The 20,571-nt window shown below is 39.9% G+C and carries 18 protein-coding genes; 16 read left to right on the forward strand and 2 right to left on the reverse strand.

Features of this window, described 5'->3' with window-relative positions; all coding sequences use genetic code 11:
• A partial coding sequence (locus tag IV67_RS05095) for a GA module-containing protein (protein ID WP_162261077.1) occupies positions 1–1,741 on the forward strand: 1,741 nt, incomplete at its 5' end.
• Positions 1,742–2,420: 679 nt separating this feature from the next.
• Positions 2,421–3,329 (forward strand): phosphodiester glycosidase family protein, encoded by a 909-nt coding sequence (locus IV67_RS05100; RefSeq protein ID WP_057787775.1) that lies wholly within the window; start codon positions 2,421–2,423, stop codon positions 3,327–3,329.
• A 253-nt stretch (positions 3,330–3,582) separates the two neighbouring features.
• Here the strand turns inward: IV67_RS05100 and IV67_RS05105 are convergent, their stop codons facing one another.
• A complete protein-coding gene (locus IV67_RS05105; protein ID WP_057787778.1) occupies positions 3,583–4,413 on the reverse strand; it encodes a PrsW family glutamic-type intramembrane protease in 831 nt (276 codons plus the stop codon).
• A gap of 434 nt (positions 4,414–4,847) precedes the next feature.
• Here IV67_RS05105 and purE point away from each other — a divergent pair, with 434 nt between their 5' ends.
• The 13 genes from purE (at position 4,848) to ribB (ending at position 18,640) form a co-directional block, all read left to right on the forward strand.
• A complete protein-coding gene (purE, locus tag IV67_RS05110; protein WP_057787780.1) occupies positions 4,848–5,336 on the forward strand; it encodes a 5-(carboxyamino)imidazole ribonucleotide mutase in 489 nt (162 codons plus the stop codon).
• Complete coding sequence (gene purK / locus IV67_RS05115) at positions 5,329–6,456, forward strand: 5-(carboxyamino)imidazole ribonucleotide synthase (protein ID WP_057787782.1); 1,128 nt, start codon at positions 5,329–5,331, stop codon at positions 6,454–6,456. Before purE ends, purK begins: the two co-directional genes overlap by 8 nt.
• Positions 6,446–7,171 carry a phosphoribosylaminoimidazolesuccinocarboxamide synthase gene (gene purC, locus IV67_RS05120; RefSeq protein WP_057787784.1) on the forward strand — a complete coding sequence of 242 codons (726 nt, stop codon included), beginning with the start codon at positions 6,446–6,448 and terminating at the stop codon, positions 7,169–7,171. The genes purK and purC overlap by 11 nt, the downstream gene beginning before the upstream one ends.
• 3 nt (positions 7,172–7,174) lie before the next feature.
• Complete coding sequence (gene purS, locus IV67_RS05125) at positions 7,175–7,429, forward strand: phosphoribosylformylglycinamidine synthase subunit PurS (protein ID WP_057787785.1); 255 nt, start codon at positions 7,175–7,177, stop codon at positions 7,427–7,429.
• Between the two features lie 2 nt (positions 7,430–7,431).
• Positions 7,432–8,106, forward strand: a complete 675-nt coding sequence (gene purQ / locus IV67_RS05130) for a phosphoribosylformylglycinamidine synthase subunit PurQ (RefSeq protein WP_057787788.1) — start codon at positions 7,432–7,434, stop codon at positions 8,104–8,106.
• Between the two features lies 1 nt (position 8,107).
• Complete coding sequence (purL, locus tag IV67_RS05135) at positions 8,108–10,339, forward strand: phosphoribosylformylglycinamidine synthase subunit PurL (RefSeq protein ID WP_083486679.1); 2,232 nt, start codon at positions 8,108–8,110, stop codon at positions 10,337–10,339.
• Positions 10,321–11,790, forward strand: coding sequence for an amidophosphoribosyltransferase (gene purF, locus IV67_RS05140; RefSeq protein ID WP_057787790.1), 1,470 nt, complete (start codon positions 10,321–10,323; stop codon positions 11,788–11,790). Before purL ends, purF begins: the two co-directional genes overlap by 19 nt.
• 25 nt (positions 11,791–11,815) lie before the next feature.
• The gene (gene purM, locus IV67_RS05145; RefSeq protein WP_083486680.1) at positions 11,816–12,868 is read left to right on the forward strand and encodes a phosphoribosylformylglycinamidine cyclo-ligase; all 1,053 of its coding nucleotides are present in this window, start codon (positions 11,816–11,818) and stop codon (positions 12,866–12,868) included.
• Positions 12,847–13,434, forward strand: a complete 588-nt coding sequence (gene purN, locus IV67_RS05150) for a phosphoribosylglycinamide formyltransferase (RefSeq protein ID WP_057787792.1) — start codon at positions 12,847–12,849, stop codon at positions 13,432–13,434. Before purM ends, purN begins: the two co-directional genes overlap by 22 nt.
• The gene (gene purH, locus IV67_RS05155) at positions 13,434–14,960 is read left to right on the forward strand and encodes a bifunctional phosphoribosylaminoimidazolecarboxamide formyltransferase/IMP cyclohydrolase (protein ID WP_057787794.1); all 1,527 of its coding nucleotides are present in this window, start codon (positions 13,434–13,436) and stop codon (positions 14,958–14,960) included. The genes purN and purH overlap by 1 nt, the downstream gene beginning before the upstream one ends.
• 14 nt (positions 14,961–14,974) lie before the next feature.
• The gene (purD, locus tag IV67_RS05160; protein WP_057787796.1) at positions 14,975–16,228 is read left to right on the forward strand and encodes a phosphoribosylamine--glycine ligase; all 1,254 of its coding nucleotides are present in this window, start codon (positions 14,975–14,977) and stop codon (positions 16,226–16,228) included.
• Between the two features lie 4 nt (positions 16,229–16,232).
• Positions 16,233–17,894: a formate--tetrahydrofolate ligase gene (locus IV67_RS05165; protein ID WP_057787798.1), complete on the forward strand. Its 1,662-nt coding sequence runs from the start codon at positions 16,233–16,235 to the stop codon at positions 17,892–17,894.
• 113 nt (positions 17,895–18,007) lie between these two features.
• Positions 18,008–18,640: a 3,4-dihydroxy-2-butanone-4-phosphate synthase gene (gene ribB / locus IV67_RS05170; protein ID WP_057787800.1), complete on the forward strand. Its 633-nt coding sequence runs from the start codon at positions 18,008–18,010 to the stop codon at positions 18,638–18,640.
• Positions 18,641–18,711: 71 nt separating this feature from the next.
• Here the strand turns inward: ribB and IV67_RS05175 are convergent, their stop codons facing one another.
• Positions 18,712–19,254: a hypothetical protein gene (locus IV67_RS05175; RefSeq protein ID WP_057787802.1), complete on the reverse strand. Its 543-nt coding sequence runs from the start codon at positions 19,252–19,254 to the stop codon at positions 18,712–18,714.
• A 569-nt stretch (positions 19,255–19,823) separates the two neighbouring features.
• Between IV67_RS05175 and deoC the strand changes: the two genes are divergently transcribed.
• Positions 19,824–20,504, forward strand: a complete 681-nt coding sequence (gene deoC / locus IV67_RS05180; RefSeq protein WP_057787804.1) for a deoxyribose-phosphate aldolase — start codon at positions 19,824–19,826, stop codon at positions 20,502–20,504.
• Positions 20,505–20,571 lie beyond the last annotated feature (67 nt).

Here is a 20,571-nt window from a genome sequence, read left to right on the forward strand (position 1 = left end):
CGATGACGCACAAGAGAAGAACGACGCCAAGGCTAACGATCCATTAGCAGATGCTAAGGATGAAGCAAAGGACAAGATTGACAACATGCCAAACTTGACTGATGCTGAAAAGGATGCAGCTAAGGATGCTGTTGACAACGCAACTTCACAAGACGAAATTGACAAGGCTGTTGATGACGCACAAGAGAAGAACGATGCCAAGGCTAACGATCCATTAGCAGATGCTAAGGATGAAGCAAAGGACAAGATTGACAACATGCCAAACTTGACTGATGCTGAAAAGGATGCAGCTAAGGATGCTGTTGACAACGCAACTTCACAAGACGAAATTGACAAGGCTGTTGATGACGCACAAGAGAAGAACGATGCCAAGGCTAACGATCCATTAGCAGATGCTAAGGATGAAGCAAAGGACAACGTTGATAAGAATATGCCTGACTTGTCAGATCAAGATAAGAAGGACATTGAAGATAAGATTAACGATGCCAAGACACCTGAAGAAATTGACCAAATTATCAAGGATGCTCAAGATCTAAATGACGCCAAGAAGGATGCCAAGGACGATCTAAAGGACTTGAATGACTTGTCAGATCAGGATAAGAAGGATATCGAAGATAAGATTAACGATGCCAAGACACCTGAAGAAGTTGACCAAATCATCAAGGATGCTGAAGATCTAAATGACGCCAAGAAGGATGCCAAGGACGATCTAAAGGACTTGAATGACTTGTCAGATCAGGATAAGAAGGATATCGAAGATAAGATTAACGATGCCAAGACACCTGCAGAAGTTGACCAAATCATTAATGATGCTAAGAATCTAAATGACGCCAAGAAGGATGCTAAGGATTCAATTAACAAGTTGCCAAACTTGACAGATGCTGAAAAGCAAGATTTGATTAACAAGATTAATGATGCTAAGACAGCTGAAGAAGTTGAGCAAATTCTTAATGATGCTAAGAATCTAAATGACGCCAAGAAGAATGCCAAGGATGCAATCAACAAGTTGCCGAACTTGACAGATGCTGAAAAGCAAGATTTGATTAACAAGATTGATGGCGCTAAGACAGTTGAAGAAGTTGAACAAATTCTTAACGATGCTAAGAATCTAAATGATTCTAAGAATGGTGGAGAAGCTGTTGATAATCTTCAAGATGCTAAGAATAGTGCTAAGGATGCAATCAACAAGTTGCCAAACTTGACAGATGCTGAAAAGCGTGACTTTATTAAGCGAATAGATGGGGCTAATAGTCTTGATGCAATTGAAAACATTGCGATTGAAGCTCAAAACTTAAATGATTCACGTAATCAAGCTGGTCAAAATGACTTGCAAGATGCTAAGGATGCAGCTAAGAATCAAATTAATGGATTACAGAACTTGACTGATGCTCAAAAGCAAGACTTCTTGTCACGTATTGATGCAGCAACGTCAGTTTCAGAAATTAACGCAATTCTTGCAGAAGCTAAGGCTTTGGATGCACAAAACTTAGCACGTACTAAGGATGCAGCTTACAAAGTGATTGATGGTATGGCTAACTTAACTGATGCTCAAAAGGCTGAATTGAAGGGTCAAATTGAAGGAATGACTTCAGTTAAGGCTATCAACGATGCATTAGAAGCAGCTAAGAAGTCAGTATTGCCAAATACTGGAGCCGAAGATAATGGAATGCTTTCAGTAATTGGAGCTTCAATGCTTGGAATGCTCGGATTGGCTGGATTAGGACGTCGTAAGAAGAACTAATTAGCTGACCAATGTATAAAGAAAGGTTCACTTATATAAAGTGAATCTTTTTTTGTATAGACTAAAAGTCCAATTGATATGTTTAAGCCAATTCAGTTCTAATCCACATCATAGAATATAGTATGTGATATAAAATAAATTTAACTAATTTCATTTAAAAAAATAAAGTTATCAGATACATCTATACATTATGGAGTTTGTAGATCCACTTTCTGCATGTATAGATTATCAGAAAGTAAAAGCTAATAAGATTAGCAGTGCTAAAAAGCCATCGAAATTTAAATAAAAGTTCAGATATGATAAAAGTCTATGCAACCCGCATAAGGAAAAGTAAAATATGATTAAGTTTCAAGAGACCAACTTAACAGATGTCAAAAAAATGGCGTGAATAATCGAGCTGAAAAAATGATTGTAGTTAATGCTATTAATATTGTGTTAGAATCAGTATTATCAAATATTGGGGTCGAGAAAAATAGATTATTTTCAGCGGATGATGAATTAAATGTTTAGCGCTGCTGAATTTAGGATTTGTAAGAAGAACTAATTAACAAATGAATTATGTGTATCTTAATTGTTATAGCATATACAGTTTTATTAATAAATTAATAGAAAAATAGTCTTTTAAAAATAAATCCTTTAGAATCAAAAGAACTAGGTGATTTTTGGGAAAGAGTACATTATGAATAATACCGAAAAAAGTTATACTCACAAAAAAACAAAATATTTCATATTACTTTTTTTCATTTCATTTGGAATTAGTTTGCTATTAATTTCAATGCATGAAATTCAGTTTTTTAATACTAAATCCATTTCAGAACAAAATACAAGTGCCTTAGATAAGCCATTGGATTATGATGTGAATGCAATTTTTGCAGATAATGGGTCAAGAATGTGGAATACTCAAATAAGAAATGCAAAAATGGGAGTTGGCTTTTCAAAGGATAATTTATCCCCTGGTAAAGTTGATTTAGAAACTCCTTCGCATTTTGCTAAACGGCATAATTTAGAACTCGTAATAAATGCATCCCGTTTTAATGTCAATGCAGGTCAGATGTGGGGAACACATATGCATGATGGAAAAGTCATTGCGCACAGTAAATGGGATGCTAGTAGTTCCTATTTGACGATTGGCAATGATGGAAAGACATTGGGATCTAAGCCGAATGCAACTGTATTTCAAAATGGACAATATCAAGAAGTGATAACTGGTTTCTTTCCGTTAATACAAAATGGGAAACCAGTACCAAAACCTAAAAATATGAAAGTGGCTTCCGATCATCATCCAAGACAAATTATTTATCAACTTGATGATGGTACGTTAGGTATATTATCAGTCTCTGGAAGATTTGATGGAAATAAAGGTTTGAACTATAGGGGAATGGTGCATGAATTAAGCAAAATTAAGCATGTGAGATTCGCGTATAATTTGGATGGGGGTGGATCCACTTCGACAGTAGTTAATGGACAAATGATTAATCCTAGTTTTGATGAATCACGTAGTGAACGTCCAGTTAGAGATTATATTTATTTTTATTCTGACGAAGTACAAGATCCCTTAAAAACAAGACCAACAACCACATTACGATAGTAGTATTTATTATAAACGCGTATCATGAGGTGGAGATGAATTTTCAGTAAAAAAAGATATAAACCAACAAGGAACATGTTTAAAAAGCGAACCATATATTTTTTGCCATTGAATGGTTATATTTACAATTAATGAGGTTCAAATGTAAGTGAATAAGTAAAGAAAGGTTCACTTATATAAAGTGAACCTTTTTTGTATATGATTTTAAAATATTAAAAACCGAGTTTATTTTAACAAGATGAGCTCGGTTTTTTTAATCATTCATAGAAGCTTGTAGGGTGAGAAATACTTGAATAATTAGTAAACAGGTAAGGGCAGTTAAAATGGCACTTACCGGTGCAATATCGTTTGCAAGTTGTATATCATTTATTGGTGAGTTCCAAATGAAATGTAACAATACTGGCGATAGGGTCCAGGTCCATGCGACTTTCTTAGTAATAATTGGGTGTTTTGAAATTAAGGAAAATAAACCGACGGCAATGATGCCAGTATATGCCCAATGTGAAGCTAAAGCGCCAGAAAGTCGATTAAATGTGTCAGGAATAATTTCTTGAATATTTGTACTAGCAGTGAGTACCACATATGAAATATCTTCGATTACTTGAAAACCAAAACCAACCATAATTCCGATAACAAAGACCACCTGAATTCGAGATACGTTAAAAAGATAGATTAGCAAGAAAACGCAGATGATTTTCAAAATCTCTTCAATAACGGGACCTGTCAATGCTGCTTCCCACTGTTCCACAAAAGTTTGGTTTGAAATGAGCGTTTTGAAACCTTGAGCAGCTAAATCATTAAAAATACTAGCTAGCCAACCAGTAAAGAAAGCACCTGCAAAGAAAGAAGTCCATAAATAAATTTGAGCAACAGCCAGGCGTTTTCTTAACCAATTAAATACGAGCAAACCAGGAATGATATAGATGAGAAGCAAGGTGAGGCTGCTGAACAAGGTGCTGTATTCGTGCTGAGTCAGTCCAGCGTAACCGATACTACCGATTTCATAGTCAATACCGATTGCGACGATGATAAGAAATATAAAAAGAATGCCAGTTTTAGGGGCAAAATTATGATTTAAATGCATGATAATAGATTACCTCTTTAAAAATTTACTTTTAAAAGCATAACACGTTTGTTTAGTGAAAGGATATATTTTCTATCTATTACAATGTAAAGATGTTTAATATCTAAGAATAATATGGATTAATCATTGTTAAAAGGCGCTGAATATTGATGGTTCATGATGTAAATCATATTAATGATGTTACTTTTATTTGTTTTGAATGTTTAAACATTGGAAGCAATCAGAAAATCAGTCGTCTTGAAAGTCAGAATTGATATCAACTGGAATTTTATAGATTATTTCCTTATTTGGAAGTATGAACATTATAAAAACGATTAAAAGACGAACTATATAATTGTTTTTAATCATTTTAGTGCTAAAATATTTACATTTAACGAATTAAGTGTTTAAATGTATGTGAATAGAAGAAACGTACATAAAACTTGGAGGTTAATATGCCAAAGGTAGCGGTGATTATGGGATCTAAGTCAGACTGGCCAACAATGCAAGAAACGACAAATGTTCTTGATGCATTAAATATTGAATATGAAATTCATATTGTTTCGGCACATCGAACCCCTGAAAAAATGATTGAGTTTGCGAAACAAGCACGTTCAAACGAATTTGAGGTCATTATTGCTGGAGCTGGTGGTGCTGCTCATTTACCAGGAATGGTTGCTGCCACAACGACATTGCCTGTTATTGGCGTACCAATTCAATCAAAGGCATTAAATGGACTGGATTCATTATTAAGTATTGTACAAATGCCAAGTGGTGTTCCGGTTGCGACTGTCGCAATTGGTACGGCAGGAGCTAAAAATGCTGGTTATTTAGCAGCACAAATGATTGGTATAACCAATGCAACGGTTGCCGAGGCAATTGGTAGTTTCCGAGATGAGCAGGCGCAAGCGGTCATTGAAAGTGAGGCTCATTTGCATGAATAACCTGATTTTACCACCCGCAACAATTGGCATCATTGGTGGCGGTCAGTTGGGCCAAATGTTAGCACTGGCAGCTAAACCCTTAGGGTATCGCGTGATTGTTTTAGATCCAACGCCGAATGCACCAGCAGGACAAGTGGCAGATGAACAAATTATTGCGTCATATGATGATGCTGCGGCCTTACGAGTATTGGCGCAACGTGTAGATGTCTTAACCTATGAATTTGAAAATGTAGATTTGATGACTTTAAAGGATTTAGGCAATCTAACACCGTTACCACAAGGCACAGAACTCCTAGCTATTACTAAAAACCGTTTAGCTGAAAAATCATTTATTAAAAATTTAGGCCTGCCGGTCACGAATTTTGCTGAAGTTAAAAATGTGATTGATTTGGATGCAGCAGTTCAGCAGGTTGGTTTACCAGCAATTTTGAAAACTGTTGAAGGCGGTTACGACGGACATGGACAATGGGATATTCCTGATCGTGATGCCCTTGCTGAATTAGTTGCACATTGGGATGACTCAATTGAAGATACTTTGATTCTGGAACATCGAATCGCCTTTGATTTCGAAATCAGTGTCATGGTAACTACGGATGGCAATGATGATATTAGGATTTGGCCAATGACGCAAAATGAGCATCATTCGCATATTTTACGAACGTCTATCGCGCAAACGAATCCAAATCAAAAACAACTCCAAAAAGTTCAGGACATTGCAAAAACAATTGCAACAGCGTTTGGCTTAAAAGGTGTCTTGGGAATTGAAATGTTTGTACAAGGTAATGATATTTATATTAATGAATTAGCACCACGCCCGCATAATTCAGGACATCTCACAATAGAGGGCACGAATATTTCACAATTTGAAGGGCATATTCGAAGTATTGTTGGTTTGCCGATTCCTGAAATTCAGTTACAAGCGCCAGCCATGATGTTGAATTTATTAGGTGACAAGTTGACACGAGCAAGAAATGACTTAGTTACGCATCCTGAGTGGCATTTCCATGATTACAGTAAAGCTGAAATTAAGCCATTGCGTAAAATGGGCCATATTACAGTTGTTGGAGATACGGATATTCAAGCATTGAAAGAATGGGAGATGGAAAATCATGGCGATTGAACAAGGTGATGTGATTACAACTGGTAAAGCCAAGCGTTTATATGCAACGAATGATCCTGAATTATTATGGGTCCAGCATTTGAATCAAGCCACCGCATTAAACGGTAAACGTAAAGCAGAAATTCCCGAAAAAGCTGCATATACAAACCAAATTAGCCAACTGTTATTTGAATTTTTGAATCAAGCAGGTATTGCAACCCACTTTGTACAACGCCTTAGTAAAACTGAAAGTTTAGTTCAGCGATTAGAAATGTTGCCATTAGAAGTTGTCATTCGTAACTATGCATCAGGTCATTTTGTTTCACGATTTGGTGTTGAAAATATGCAGGTACTCGAACCCAATGTTTTGGAATTCTATTTTAAGTCAGATGCATTAGATGATCCATTTATGAATGAATCACAAATATTGGCCTTACGATTAGCTGATACGGAAACATTGGTTCAAATTCAAACGGTGGCACATCAAATCAATCAACACTTGAAAGCCCTATTTGATGAAATTGATATTACATTAGTCGACTTTAAATTGGAATTTGGTCGAACTGATGCTGGTCAGGTCATTTTAGGGGATGAACTCTCACCCGATAATATGCGACTGGTTGATCAATCAACTGGTGCATCCCTGGATAAAGATATTTTTCGACAAAATTCAGGTGATTTAACAATTGGATACGCCCAAGTCTTACAACGACTACAAGCAAAATTAGGAGCATAACTTATGTATTTAGCTAAGATTAAAGTAACCTATAAGCCATCTGTATTGGACCCACAAGGGGAAGTAATCAAGTCAGCTTTGCATCGTTTGGATTATGAAACAGTTGAACAAGTTGTCCAAGGAAAATATTTTGAGGTTAAATTAACGGCAAGTGATTTAGAAGATGCCAAACAGTTAATTGAATCAATGGCAGAAGCTTTATTAATTAATCAAAACACTGAGACATATGACTATACAGTCGAGGAAGTTGAGGGATAAGCATGAAGTCGGTGGTGGTTCGTTTTCCAGGTTCTAACTGTGATGAAGATATGTATTATGCGTTAAAGGATTTAGGTTTAGCGCCTGAATTCATTTCAGCGCAAAGTGACGCCAGTTTAGATGAATATGATGCGATTTTCTTACCGGGCGGATTTTCATATGGTGATTACTTACGTACAGGCGCTATTGCCCGCTTTTCACCCATTATGGCGGCTGTGCAAACAGCTGCTGCGCAAGGAAAAATCGTTGTGGGTATTTGTAATGGCTTTCAAATATTGACGGAAAGTGGCTTATTACCAGGTCAGTTAATGATGAATGAAGTGCCTGGTTTCATTTGTGATGAAACAGAGCTTGTGATTAATCAAAAGACTTCAGCCTTTACAAATGCGTATACGGCAGAGCAAATTTTAGTACCAGTGGCGCATGCGGATGGACGCTATTATGCCGATGCTGAAACTTTGCAACGCTTAGAAGACCAAAATCAAATTGTCTTTAAGTATGCTGAAAACCTAAATGGTTCAGAAAATAGAATCGCTGGTATTACAAATGAGCAAGGTAATGTATTGGGCATGATGCCACATCCAGAACGAGCAGTTGAAACATTGCTTGGTAATACGGATGGACAGAATTTTTTCAAAAGTATTTTAGCGACTGTTGCAGCGCAAGGAGTGAACTAATATGCGAGAAAATGTTGCAAATCCAATGGTAAATGAACCAACACCAGCCGATATTCAAACAACACAATTATACGAACAGTGGGGCTTAACGCCAGCGGAGTATGATTTGATTGTTGAAAAATTGGACCGGCTCCCCAATTATACGGAAACAGGTTTGTTTTCTGCCATGTGGTCAGAACACTGTTCATATAAAAAATCAAAGCCAGTCTTGCGTACTTTTTGGTCGAAAAATGAACGGGTGTTGCAAGGACCTGGTGAAGGGGCTGGCATATTAGACATTGGCGATGATCAAGCTGTCGTGTTTAAAGCTGAATCGCATAATCATCCGTCAGCGGTGGAACCCTATGAGGGTGCCGCGACAGGCGTCGGTGGTATTTTACGTGATATTTTTTCAATGGGTGCCCAACCAATTGCCGTTTTAGACAGTTTGCAATTTGGTGATATTCAGTCGAAACAAACGCAACGTTTGGTGGATGGCGTCGTGGCTGGAATTGCGGGATACGGGAATGCAATTGGTATTCCGACCGTTGGTGGTGCGATGAATTTTGATGCAACGTACCAACATAATCCATTGGTTAATGTTATGGCTGTTGGTTTACTTGATCAAAAGCATTTACATGTCGGAAAAGCTGAAGGTGCCGGAAATTCAGTTTTGTATGTCGGCGCAACAACCGGCCGTGATGGTATCCATGGTGCCACTTTTGCATCGGTTGAATTTGATTCGAATGAAGATCAAAATCGTTCAGCGGTACAAGTTGGTGATCCATTTATGGAGAAATTAGTGATGGATGCAACGATTCGTGCGATTCGCGAATTTGGGGACAGCATCATTGGAGTTCAGGACATGGGTGCGGCTGGCTTAGTATCTTCAACAGCCGAAATGGCGGATAAAGCTGGGATGGGGATGACATTAGACTTAAATCAAGTTCCTCAACGTGAAGCACACATGACGCCATATGAATTGATGTTATCAGAATCACAAGAACGCATGATTTTGATTGTAAAAAAGGGCCATGAAGCGCAAGTCCAACAAGTCTTTAACGAAGCTGATTTGAATGCTGTTGTGATTGGTGAAGTTGTGGCTGGATTGGATTATCAATTACGATTTAATGATGAAATAGTGGCAGATGTACCAGTCGACTTTTTGACTTCAGCTCCCAAAGTGAATTTACCGCAGGTGAAGCCAGCACGGCTTGAACAGGCGACAACTGAGCAATATCAACCGGATGTTAGTCAACCAACGCAAGTTTTGACGCAACTATTAGCACAGCCAACGATTGCTTCTAAGGCAAGTTTATACCGTCACTTTGATAGTAGTGTACGTACAGATACAGTTGTCAAACCAGGTGGGGATGCGGCAGTTATTCGTGTTCGCGGAACGCAAAAGGCTTTGGCGATGACAACTGATATTAATAGTCGTTATACGTACTTAAATCCCTATATTGGTGGACAGTGGGCGATGCTAGAAGCCGCACAAAATATTATTGCAACAGGGGCAGAGCCAATTGGTATTACGGATTGTTTGAATTTTGGAAATCCAGATGATCCTGAAATTTATTTTGAATTGGCCCAATCTGTTGCAGGCATTAATGAAGTGGCGCAAAAAATTAATACACCGGTCATTTCTGGAAATGTGTCGCTTAACAACGAAACAGATGGCACTGCCATTTATCCAACACCAATGGTTGGTATGGTTGGACTTCATACACAAACTGATCATATTACGACAATTAAGGCAAAATCAGCGCAGGATGCAATTTACTTAGTTGGTCAATTACAAGGCCAGTTTAATGGAAGTGAGTTGCAACACATGCAAATCGGTGCTATTTCAGGTGATTTGTTGCCAATTGATGTTGATTACGCGCAAGGCGTGCAACAAAAAGTATTGCAGGCGGCCCAACAACAATTAGTCGCAAGTAGTCATGACATTGCTGAAGGTGGTTTGGCAGTGGCATTGTCAGAAGTGCTCTTTGGAACAACGTTTGGTGCCACTGTTAATGTTGATGCGCCAATTGAATGGGTGTTTGCTGAAGCACCAACACAATTTGTGGTGACTGTTAAGCCAGAGCAACAAGCGGATTTTGAAAAGCTCATGAGCACGGATGCCGTTAAGTTGGGTGACATCACGAATGATGGACAGTTTAAATTAATTGCAACGAATGGCCAGATTGACGCACCAGTCGCAACTTTGGAAAGTGTATATAAGGATAGCTTATGCCAACAACTACAGTAGAAAATGAAAAATCATTGAATGAAGAATGCGGTATTTTCGGGATTTGGAATGATCAAAAAGCAGCCGAATTAACTTTTTATGGTTTACATGCCTTGCAACACCGTGGACAAGAAGGGGCTGGAATTGTTGCTAAACAAGCAGATGGTCGTTTGTGGCAAGAACGTGGCTTGGGTTTGTTGAGTGAAGTGTTTAGCGATCCGCGCCGTATGCTTAATTTAACAGGTGAAGCTGCAATTGGGCATGTCCGCTATGCGACAGCCGGTAATCATGGGATTGAGAACATTCAACCATTTATGGTGAATTTTTCAGACATGCAAATTGCTTTGGCTCATAACGGAAATATTACGAATGCACAAACGCTCAAGCAAGAATTAGAAGATGAGGGTGCAATCTTTCAATCATCATCAGATACCGAAATTTTATTGCATTTGATTCGTCGATCAAAAGCGCCAACTTTTGACGAAAAACTCAAAGAAGCTTTGCTACGTTTGCGTGGTGGTTTTGCTTTTATCCTTTTGACTCCCAATGCCATGTATGCAGCATTAGATCCACATGGATTCCGTCCTTTTGTGATTGGTCGCTTGCCTGAAGCTGGTGGCTATGTGGTGGCAAGTGAAACCGCTGCTTTAGAAACAGTGCGGGCTGAATTTTTACAAGATGTGCAACCGGGTGAACTGATTCGCTTTGACAATGCAGGTATGCATCTATCAAAGTACACGGAACAAACGACCCTTAATATTGATGCGATGGAATATGTTTACTTTGCCCGCCCTGATTCTAATATTTATGGTGTCAATGTTCATCGTGCACGTAAACGAATGGGGGAAGCAATTGCCACTGAACAACCAGTTGATGCAGATATGGTTGTTGGTGTGCCAAATTCTTCATTGTCTGCAGCCATGGGCTATGCTGAAAAAGCGCAATTACCAAATGAAATGGGCTTGGTAAAAAATCAGTATATTGCACGGAGTTTTATCGAACCAACTCAAGAACGGCGTGAGCGGGCTGTACGCATGAAATTGAGCGCAGTACCAGCCATCGTCGCTGGGCAACGGGTCATCTTAGTTGATGATTCAATTGTTCGAGGCACCACATCAAAATATATTATTAAAATGTTACGTGATGCTGGGGCAAGTGAGGTGCATGTAAGAATCGCGTCACCCGCATTCAAGTACCCATCATTTTACGGTGTGGACATGCAAACAACTGATGAATTGATGGCGGCGCACTATTCAAAGGATGAAATGTGCGACATTATCGGAGCTGATTCACTGGAGTTTTTATCAGTTGAAGGGTTAGTGACAAGTATTGATTTACCTTATCAAGGAGCTGGGAATGGGTTAACGACAGCCTACTTTGATGGGCACTATCCATCTCCAGTCTATGATTATCAAGATTCATTGGCTGAATTAGCCGCCGCAAATATTGTTACTTTTGACCCAGAACCTTAAGCCAAGAAAGATAGGAGCAACCGATATGACAGAAGAAAGTGCATATGCTGCATCCGGTGTCAGTGTTGAAGCCGGTAAAGCAAGTGTTGAAAAAATGCAAACAGCTGTTGAAGCAACCTATAACGATCAAGTATTGACACCTTTAGGGAGTTTCGGTTCTGCCTTTGCTTTGGGCCAAGGTTATCAGGACCCAGTTTTGATTAGTGGTACTGATGGTGTTGGCACCAAATTATTGCTGACCATTGCAGCACAAAAGTACGATACCATCGGCCAAGACTTAGTGGCCATGGTGATGAATGATGTCTTAGCACAAGGGGCCAAGCCTTTATTCATGCTTGATTATTTAGCGGTCGATAAAATGCGCCCAGAAGTGGTAGCAACGCTGGTGCAAGGGGTTGCCAAAGCAACGAAAACAATTGGCGCCGCTTTAATTGGTGGAGAATCGGCTGAATTACCCGGCATGTATGCTGACAATCATTATGACTTAGCTAGTTTTGGCGTTGGTGTTGTTGAACGTGAACAATTGCTTTCAGCCGAAAAGGCACAAGCGGGGGATGTTTTGATTGGTCTGCCATCAAGTGGATTGCATTCAAATGGCTACTCATTAGTCCGTCAAGTCCTTGGTTTAGAAACCGCGGCCGACTGGCAGGCTTTACCAGAGTCATTGCAAGCAACGCTACTAGAACCAACGCGCCTTTATCAGCCTATCGTCGAACCATTGTTGAACCAGCCTGGGTTGCATAGCATGGCACATATTACTGGTGGTGGCATTATCGAAAACTTACCACGGGCATTTGGGCCTGAGCTGACTGCCGTTGTTGAATGGGATAGTTGGCCCATCTTACCAATTTTTGACTTATTACAAAATAAAGCCAACTTAACATTAAATGATATGTTGCTGACTTTTAATAATGGCTTGGGAATGGTTTTGGTTGTAAGTTCTGATGCAGCTGATGACGTTTTGCAACATTTTGCAACACAGAACCAACCAGCTTATTTGATTGGTAATTTGCAACCACGCGAAGCAGAATCAATTGTTTGGAAAGGAACAGCTCCATGGCCAATGACATTAAATTAGCAGTGTTTGCTTCTGGGAATGGTACGAATTTTGCGGCTATACTGGATGCGATTGCAGTACAGCAATTACCCTGTCAAATTGTCTATTTAGTAGTCGATAAGCAAGATATCGGTGCCATCAATATTGCTAACGCGCATCACATTCCGGTTTTATTTGTTGATTATAAACAAGCTGAAAATCGTGAAGCCGCAGAGGCACCTATTATAGAACAATTGCAAGCAGCAGGCGTACAAGGCGTGCTGATGGCTGGCTTTATGCGATTGATTACGAACCGCTTATTAGAGGCCTTTCCACAAAAGATTATTAATATCCATCCAGCATTATTACCTAGTTTTCCAGGGATTCATGGCATTAAAGACGCTTTTGATTATGGCGTGAAAATAACGGGTGTGACAGTCCACTATGTCGATGAAGAAATGGATAGTGGCAAGATTATTGATCAAGCGACTGTTCGCCTGGAAGCGGATGAGACCCTAGCGAGTTTAGAAGAAAAAATTCATGACGTCGAACATCATTTATATCCAACTGTTTTAGCACAACTATTGAAAGATGAGGTATTTAACTAATGGCACGAGCATTGATGAGCGTTTCAGATAAGCAAGGTTTGGTTCCTTTTGCCCAAGCATTGACGGAATTAGGTTATGAAATTGTTTCGACTGGTGGTACGCTCCGGTCCCTTGTTGACGCTGGGATTCAAGCAATTGCAATTGATGATGTAACAGGCTTTCCAGAAATTCTAGACGGTCGTGTAAAGACTTTACATCCGCGTGTCCACGCTGGCCTATTGGCACGTCGTGATTTACCTGAACATATGGCGACATTGGATGAGTTGGACATTACGCCCATTGATATGGTTGTCGTTAATTTGTATCCCTTTAAGCATACGATTCAACAAGCTGATGTGACACGTGCGCAAGCTATCGAGAATATTGATATTGGTGGTCCTTCAATGCTTCGTTCCGCTGCGAAAAATGCCCAGGATGTGCTACCAATTGTAGATCCAGCTGATTATGCCGACGTGATTGCGCGTTTGCAAGCTAACGATGTGGACGATACTTTCCGGCATGCTTTGGCAGCCAAAGTGTTCCGGCATACAGCGGCTTATGACGCATTGATTGCCGATTATTTGTCAGATACCGATTTCACCACACAGAAAACAGAAACATATGAATTGGTCGATAATCTCCGTTACGGTGAAAACGCACATCAAGACGCAGCAGCATACCGTGATGCTTTGCCAACTGATTATTCAGTTTTGAGCGCGAACATTTTGCATGGTAAGAAGCTTTCTTATAACAATATTCGTGATGCGGATGCCGCTTTGCGAATTATCGCTGACTTCTCAGCACCAACGGTTGTGACGGTTAAACATATGAACCCAGCTGGAATTGGTCAAGGTGATTCAATTGAGCAAGCTTGGGATCGTGCTTTTGCAGCTGATGATGTGTCAATTTTTGGTGGCATTGTGGCTTTGAATCGTGAAGTTGACTTAGCAACTGCTGAAAAAATGCATAAAATTTTCTTGGAAATTATTATTGCGCCAAGCTTTACCGATGATGCTTACGCTGAATTGGCTAAAAAGAAGAATTTACGTTTGCTAACGCTACCATTTACAAATGATGTGCCACAAGCAGTTGAATTAACATCAATCTTAGGTGGAACTGTTATGCAACATCGTGATCTTTTGCCTGAGCAACGTGAAAACTATGAAGTTGTTTCAAAAGCACAACCAACTGAAGCACAATTGGCGACATTAGAATTTGCGCAAACAGTGGTTAAGCATGTGAAGTCAAATGCCATCGTTGTGGCCACACATAATCAAACCTTAGGTGTGGGAGCTGGGCAACCAAATCGAATTGATTCAGTGAAGTTGGCTGTGGACCATGCTTCAAATAAGGCTGGCTTTGAAGAAGCTGTATTAGCTTCTGATGCCTTTTTCCCAATGGCCGATTCAGTTCAATATGCAGCGGATCATGGCATTAAAGCGATTGTTGAGCCTGGTGGTTCAATTAAAGACCAAGCATCAATTGACAAGGCCGATGAATTAGGCATTATCTTAGTATTTTCTGGTAACCGTCACTTCAAGCATTAAGATAGGAGCTGCAAATGGCGTCAGTGTTAATTATTGGGTCAGGTGCCCGTGAATTTATTTTTGCGCAAACATTTAGTCAAACGGTTGATGAGATTTTTATTGCACCTGGGAACGATGGAATGCGTGCGGCAGGTTTTGAAACGGTTAATTTAACAGATATTGCAGATTTGATTGATTTTGCTAAGGAAAAGGACATCGATTTAACCTTAGTTGGGGCTGAAAATTTGCTAATGCAAGGGATTGTCGATCAGTTTGAAGCTGAAGGCTTAAACATCTTTGGTCCAACCCAAGCGGCTGCTCAATTAGAAGGGTCAAAGTCATTTAGTAAGGATATTTTAGAGCGATATCAGATTCCAACTGCAAGTGCAACGACGGTTGACTCATTAACACCAGCTATTGACGTTTTGAAGGCGCATCCATATCCAGTGGTCGTGAAATTAGATGGACTCGCCCTCGGAAAAGGCGTTAGTATCTATGAAAACCAAGCTGAAGCACTCGAAGCAGTCCGAGCGATTTATGAGCAGGAACCCACTGCAACTTTGGTCATTGAAGAATTTATGGAAGGGCCTGAATTTTCAATCTTTTCATTTGTTGGAAAAAATCAGGTTTTACACACACCAACGGCGCAAGATCATAAACGTTTGCTTGACCAAGATAAAGGGCCAAACACAGGTGGTATGGGGGCCTACAGTCCCGTCCGTTGGTTGGATGATGCGATTGTGCAACAAGCCATCAATACATTAGTGCAACCAGTATTAGATGCGATGCAGGTAGAAGGGCATCCTTTTCAAGGTATTTTATATACTGGCGTCATGTTGACACCAGCAGGGCCAAAAGTGATTGAATACAATGTTCGTTTTGGTGATCCAGAAGCACAGGTTGTGCTACCGCAACTGAAAAGTGACCTTTTTAAAACTTTGCAAGATTTGCTTGCGGGCGTGCCGACTGAAATGTCTTGGCAGACAGAAGATGTTTATCTTGGTGTGACTTTGGCTGCACCAGGCTATCCAATCCAGCCAGAGCATGGCACAGTGGTACCGACTAATTTAGGAACTGATATTGCGCTTGATTATGCTGGTGTTAAAAATATATCAGGACAACTTGTAAGTCACGGTGGTCGTGTCGCAACTGCTGTGTTACACCGTCCAACGATGGCATTGGCCCAAAAGGACTTATATCAAGCATTAGATGCAGAAAAAACGCATCTGGTTTATCGACATGACATTGGTTATCAAGCGGTTGAAGCTGAACAGTTAGAGGGAGAATAAACACGTGCTAAATGATATTGAAATTGCTCAGGCAGCTGAAGTATGGCCCATTGAAAAAATTGCTGAAAAGATTGGTTTAACTAAGGAAGAATGGGCTCCTTATGGTTGGGATAAAGCTAAGTTATCTTTAGGCTCAGAACATGACAGTGATACTTTAGGAAAGTTAATTTTAGTCACGTCGATTAATCCAACACCTGCTGGTGAAGGTAAGTCAACTGTCACGGTCGGATTAGGGGATGCATTATCTAAAATTGATCCAAAAACGATGATTGCCTTGCGAGAGCCTTCCCTGGGACCCGTAATGGGGATGAAAGGTGGCGCCACTGGTGGTGGTTATTCACAAGTTGTGCCAATGGCTGATATTAATTTACATTTTACGGGTGACTTTCATGCGTTAACGAGTGCCCACAATACTTTAGCAGCGTTAATTGATAACAGTATTTATCAGGGGAATCCGTTAAATATTGATCCTAGACGTGTGTTATGGAAGCGTGCATTAGACGTAAATGATCGTGCTTTGCGGCATACAACAATTGGGTTAGGCAGTCCGACAAGTGGTGTGCCACGTGAAGATGGCTTTGACATTATCGTGGCTTCAGAGTTAATGGCAATTTTAACCTTGTCAAATGACTTGATGGATATGAAGCAAAGAATTGAAAAAATTGTTATTGCGGATACTTATGAACGAGAGCCTGTAACGGTTGGTGATTTAGGTGTTGCCGGTGCATTAACAACTTTACTAAAGGATGCGATTCATCCGAATCTTGTGCAGACATTGGCGCACACCCCAACCTTGATTCACGGCGGACCATTTGCCAATATTGCACAAGGAACAAATTCAATTCAAGCGACAAAGACGGCATTGCGCTTGGCAAACTATACTGTAACTGAAGCTGGTTTTGGCGCTGATCTAGGTGGTGAAAAGTTTTTAGATTTTAAAGTTCCCTTGCTAGGTAAAGCACCAGACACAATTGTCATTGTTGCCACGGTGCGTGCGCTTAAAATGCATGGCGGTTTGGCTAAAACAGAATTAACACAAACCAATTTAGCAGCACTAGAAAATGGTTTAGCTAATTTGGGGCAACATTTACAGAGTATGCAGCGTTATGGCGTACCTGTTGTAGTCGCAATTAATCAGTTTACGAATGATGCACCAGAAGAATTGTCTGCTATTCAAGCTTACACGGCTAAGTTTGATGTGCCTGCTTATGTTTCTGATGTATGGGGACAAGGTGGAGCGGGGGCAACCGATTTGGCTCAGGGCGTCATTGAAGCAACAGAAAGACCCGCTGCATTTAAAGCGTTATATGCTCCAGAAGACGCGGCGCTTGAAAAATTAAATAAAATTGCACAAACAATCTATGGTGCTGAAAATGTTGAATTATCGGATAAGGCACAACGCCAATTAAAACGCTTTGCTAAGTATGGTTGGGATAAGTTGCCCATTATCATGGCTAAAACCCAGTATTCGCTTTCGGATGACGCCAAGAAATTAGGGGCACCAAAGAACTTTACGATTCATGTCCGTGAGTTTGTTCCAAAATTAGGGGCTGGCTTCTTAGTTGCGATGACTGGATCAATTTTGACAATGCCTGGATTACCAAAGCATCCAGCGGCTGATGAAATTACTATTGATAAGGATGGTACGATTAGTGGCTTGTTCTAAACCACATGTGTTGATGTCAACAATGGGGATGCCACCGTAGATGTTTGGTGGATACCTATTGAAAAATATTCTGTTACTGTCGTTTTATTATATTTTAAGGAGCAAAAGATTTCATGAATACTTCAATTGAAGAAGCAGTCCGTTACATGGCCCAAGGTGGGCTGGCCGTTATTGTTGATGATGAAACCCGTGAAAATGAAGGAGATTTGGTTGGTGTTGGATCAAAGATGACTCCTGAAAATGTAAATTTCATGGTAACCCACGCGCGTGGATTACTATGTGCTCCAATTACGCAAGCCATTGCGGATCGGTTAGATCTGCCACAAATGGTTGCAAATAATACTGAAGTAAATGGTACTCGTTTTACCGTCTCGATTGATGGTAGTCATGAAGCAACTGGTGTCACAACTGGTGTATCGGCTTTTGATCGCTCAGCAACATTACAACATTTAGCCAATCCAAATGCCAAGGTGACTGACTTTGTACATCCTGGTCATAGTTTTCCATTGGTTGGTGAAGATGGGGGTGTCATGGCGCGTGATGGCCATACTGAAGCGGCGATTGATTTAGCACGTTTAGCAGGGGAGCCTGAAGTTGGTGCAATTTGTGAAATTTTGCTTGAGGATGGTCATATGGCACGTGAACAAGATTTGCGTCAATTTGCCGCTGACTTTCAATTACCATTTATTTCAATTGAACAATTAACAGAATATGTGCGTGAACATGGTAATCATGCAATTGTCTAAGAAGTGATAAAAAAAACTACTGAGTGATGAACTCAGTAGTTTTTTATTTTGTTAATCAATATCGCTAATTACTAATTTAATTTATCTGATAATTCTTCATAGCTTTGCAAAATATTGACTGATTTATTTGTAATTCTCATGGTTTGAGATGCACTAAGTTCATCTTGTAAATCAACTTGGAGTGCAGTTACAGCATTTTGTTCTTGAAGTAGGTCGATGCTAGCATTTTGCTTTTCAGCTTCAGACATCGAGTCTACTTTGCGGTTTAACTCTTTAATATGTTTATTTAAGTTATCATAACCATCCATGATGCTTTGGAATTCCTCTTTAGAAACACCTTTACCATCTGCAGTGGCGACTTCATCATGGTTTTCTGTGCTGCTTGCACTGGTACTTGATGCAGTCCGACTTGATGCAGTACTACTTGAACGGGTACTTGATACAGTACTTGAATCAGATGATTTGAAGATGGCATATGTTCCGGCCCCAACACCAGCAACAATCACAATCAAAAGCGCCAACAAGATTCCTAAAATCCAAACCCAAACCTTCTTATACCATGGCTTTTTTTCGACGTAGACAACACCATCGCCATCTCTTACTTCTTTTCCCATAATTCTACTCACTCCAACAGCTTTTAACGTGAATCAGTTTTACACGTAGTCATTATTATCGGTGCATGTTTTTAATTTTTTAAGAATATTTCCACAATTTGGAAATATTGCTAACTTAACTAAGCGATTATTTTGTATACGCTTAGTTGTCACGTTTAAGATTATTTTACACAATTATCAGACTGAAGAAAAGCATTAAATGAAATTATAAACAATATGTCATTAATGATTTTTGATAGGAGTAGACAGTTATTACTCATTAAGGGGGTATACAGTCAGCTAGTTTTTATTTATTAATGGCGTAACTTGTAAAGCGTGACGGAAGCGACGCTAAAGTTATGATTGGTTCCAATAATTAACAGAATTTAGATAGGAGGCCAATTGATGTGTGTTTTCGAATTGAATAAATTTGCAACAATGACTATTTGACAGAGCTTTAGAAATTGATATAATTTCAATGTAAGCGTTTTCTTTGCGAGCGCTGTGGGTGACAGTGACGAGGTGTGGAGACTGTTAGCGATCGAGAATTTGGGCATTCTCATAAAAAGTTCCATAGAGGAGATAGAGTTATGACAACATTGGAATCATTGGCGCGTACGATGGACCACACCCTTTTAAAAGCTGATGCTACACGTGAACAAGTGCTACAAATTGTTGCTGAAGCCAAGCAATATAACTTTGCATCTGTATGTATTAATCCTTACTGGGTTTCAACAGTTGCTGAGGCATTGCGCGGTACAGAGGTTGCGACTTGTACAGTAATTGGGTTCCCATTGGGGGCTAATACAACAGCCATTAAGGTTGCGGAAACAATTGATGCCATCGAAAATGGTGCAAATGAAGTGGATATGGTCATTAATGTTGGTGAACTAAAAGCTGGCAAAACTGATATGGTGACAGATGAAATTCAACAGTTAGCGACTGCAGCGCATGAACATGGTGCCATTCTAAAGGTCATTATCGAAACGGCCTTATTAACCAATGATGAAATCATTGCTGCAAGTCAAGCTACGCTTGATGGTGGGGCTGATTTTGTTAAGACATCAACTGGTTTTTCAACTGGTGGTGCTAAGGTGGAAGATGTGAAATTAATGCGTGAAACGGTTGGGCCTGACTTAGGCGTAAAGGCTTCTGGTGGCATTCATTCACGCCAAGATGCACAAGCAATGATTGATGCTGGCGCCACACGATTAGGTGTTAGTGCATCAGTTGCGATTATGAATGATCAAACCGCAACTGGAAATTATTAATTTTTTACTGAGGTAGATTTGGATCTACCTTTTATTTAGCTTGATAATGTAAGCGTTTACAAGTTAG

The organism is Weissella minor (assembly GCF_001437425.1).
GTDB classification, from domain to species: Bacteria; Bacillota; Bacilli; order Lactobacillales; family Lactobacillaceae; genus Weissella; species Weissella minor.

Bases quoted from the DNA above. Each gene is read 5' to 3' on its own strand.
- ribB (WP_057787800.1), top strand. From the start codon at position 18,008: ATGAATACTTCAATTGAAGAAGCAGTCCGTTACATGGCCCAAGGTGGG.
- purS (WP_057787785.1), top strand. From the start codon at position 7,175: ATGTATTTAGCTAAGATTAAAGTAACCTATAAGCCATCTGTATTGGAC.
- IV67_RS05100 (WP_057787775.1), top strand. From the start codon at position 2,421: ATGAATAATACCGAAAAAAGTTATACTCACAAAAAAACAAAATATTTC.
- purC (WP_057787784.1), top strand. From the start codon at position 6,446: ATGGCGATTGAACAAGGTGATGTGATTACAACTGGTAAAGCCAAGCGT.
- IV67_RS05105 (WP_057787778.1), bottom strand. From the start codon at position 4,413: ATGCATTTAAATCATAATTTTGCCCCTAAAACTGGCATTCTTTTTATA.
- purQ (WP_057787788.1), top strand. From the start codon at position 7,432: ATGAAGTCGGTGGTGGTTCGTTTTCCAGGTTCTAACTGTGATGAAGAT.
- purL (WP_083486679.1), top strand. From the start codon at position 8,108: ATGCGAGAAAATGTTGCAAATCCAATGGTAAATGAACCAACACCAGCC.
- purE (WP_057787780.1), top strand. From the start codon at position 4,848: ATGCCAAAGGTAGCGGTGATTATGGGATCTAAGTCAGACTGGCCAACA.
- purM (WP_083486680.1), top strand. From the start codon at position 11,816: ATGACAGAAGAAAGTGCATATGCTGCATCCGGTGTCAGTGTTGAAGCC.
- purF (WP_057787790.1), top strand. From the start codon at position 10,321: ATGCCAACAACTACAGTAGAAAATGAAAAATCATTGAATGAAGAATGC.
- purN (WP_057787792.1), top strand. From the start codon at position 12,847: ATGGCCAATGACATTAAATTAGCAGTGTTTGCTTCTGGGAATGGTACG.
- purK (WP_057787782.1), top strand. From the start codon at position 5,329: ATGAATAACCTGATTTTACCACCCGCAACAATTGGCATCATTGGTGGC.
- IV67_RS05175 (WP_057787802.1), bottom strand. From the start codon at position 19,254: ATGGGAAAAGAAGTAAGAGATGGCGATGGTGTTGTCTACGTCGAAAAA.
- purH (WP_057787794.1), top strand. From the start codon at position 13,434: ATGGCACGAGCATTGATGAGCGTTTCAGATAAGCAAGGTTTGGTTCCT.
- purD (WP_057787796.1), top strand. From the start codon at position 14,975: ATGGCGTCAGTGTTAATTATTGGGTCAGGTGCCCGTGAATTTATTTTT.
- deoC (WP_057787804.1), top strand. From the start codon at position 19,824: ATGACAACATTGGAATCATTGGCGCGTACGATGGACCACACCCTTTTA.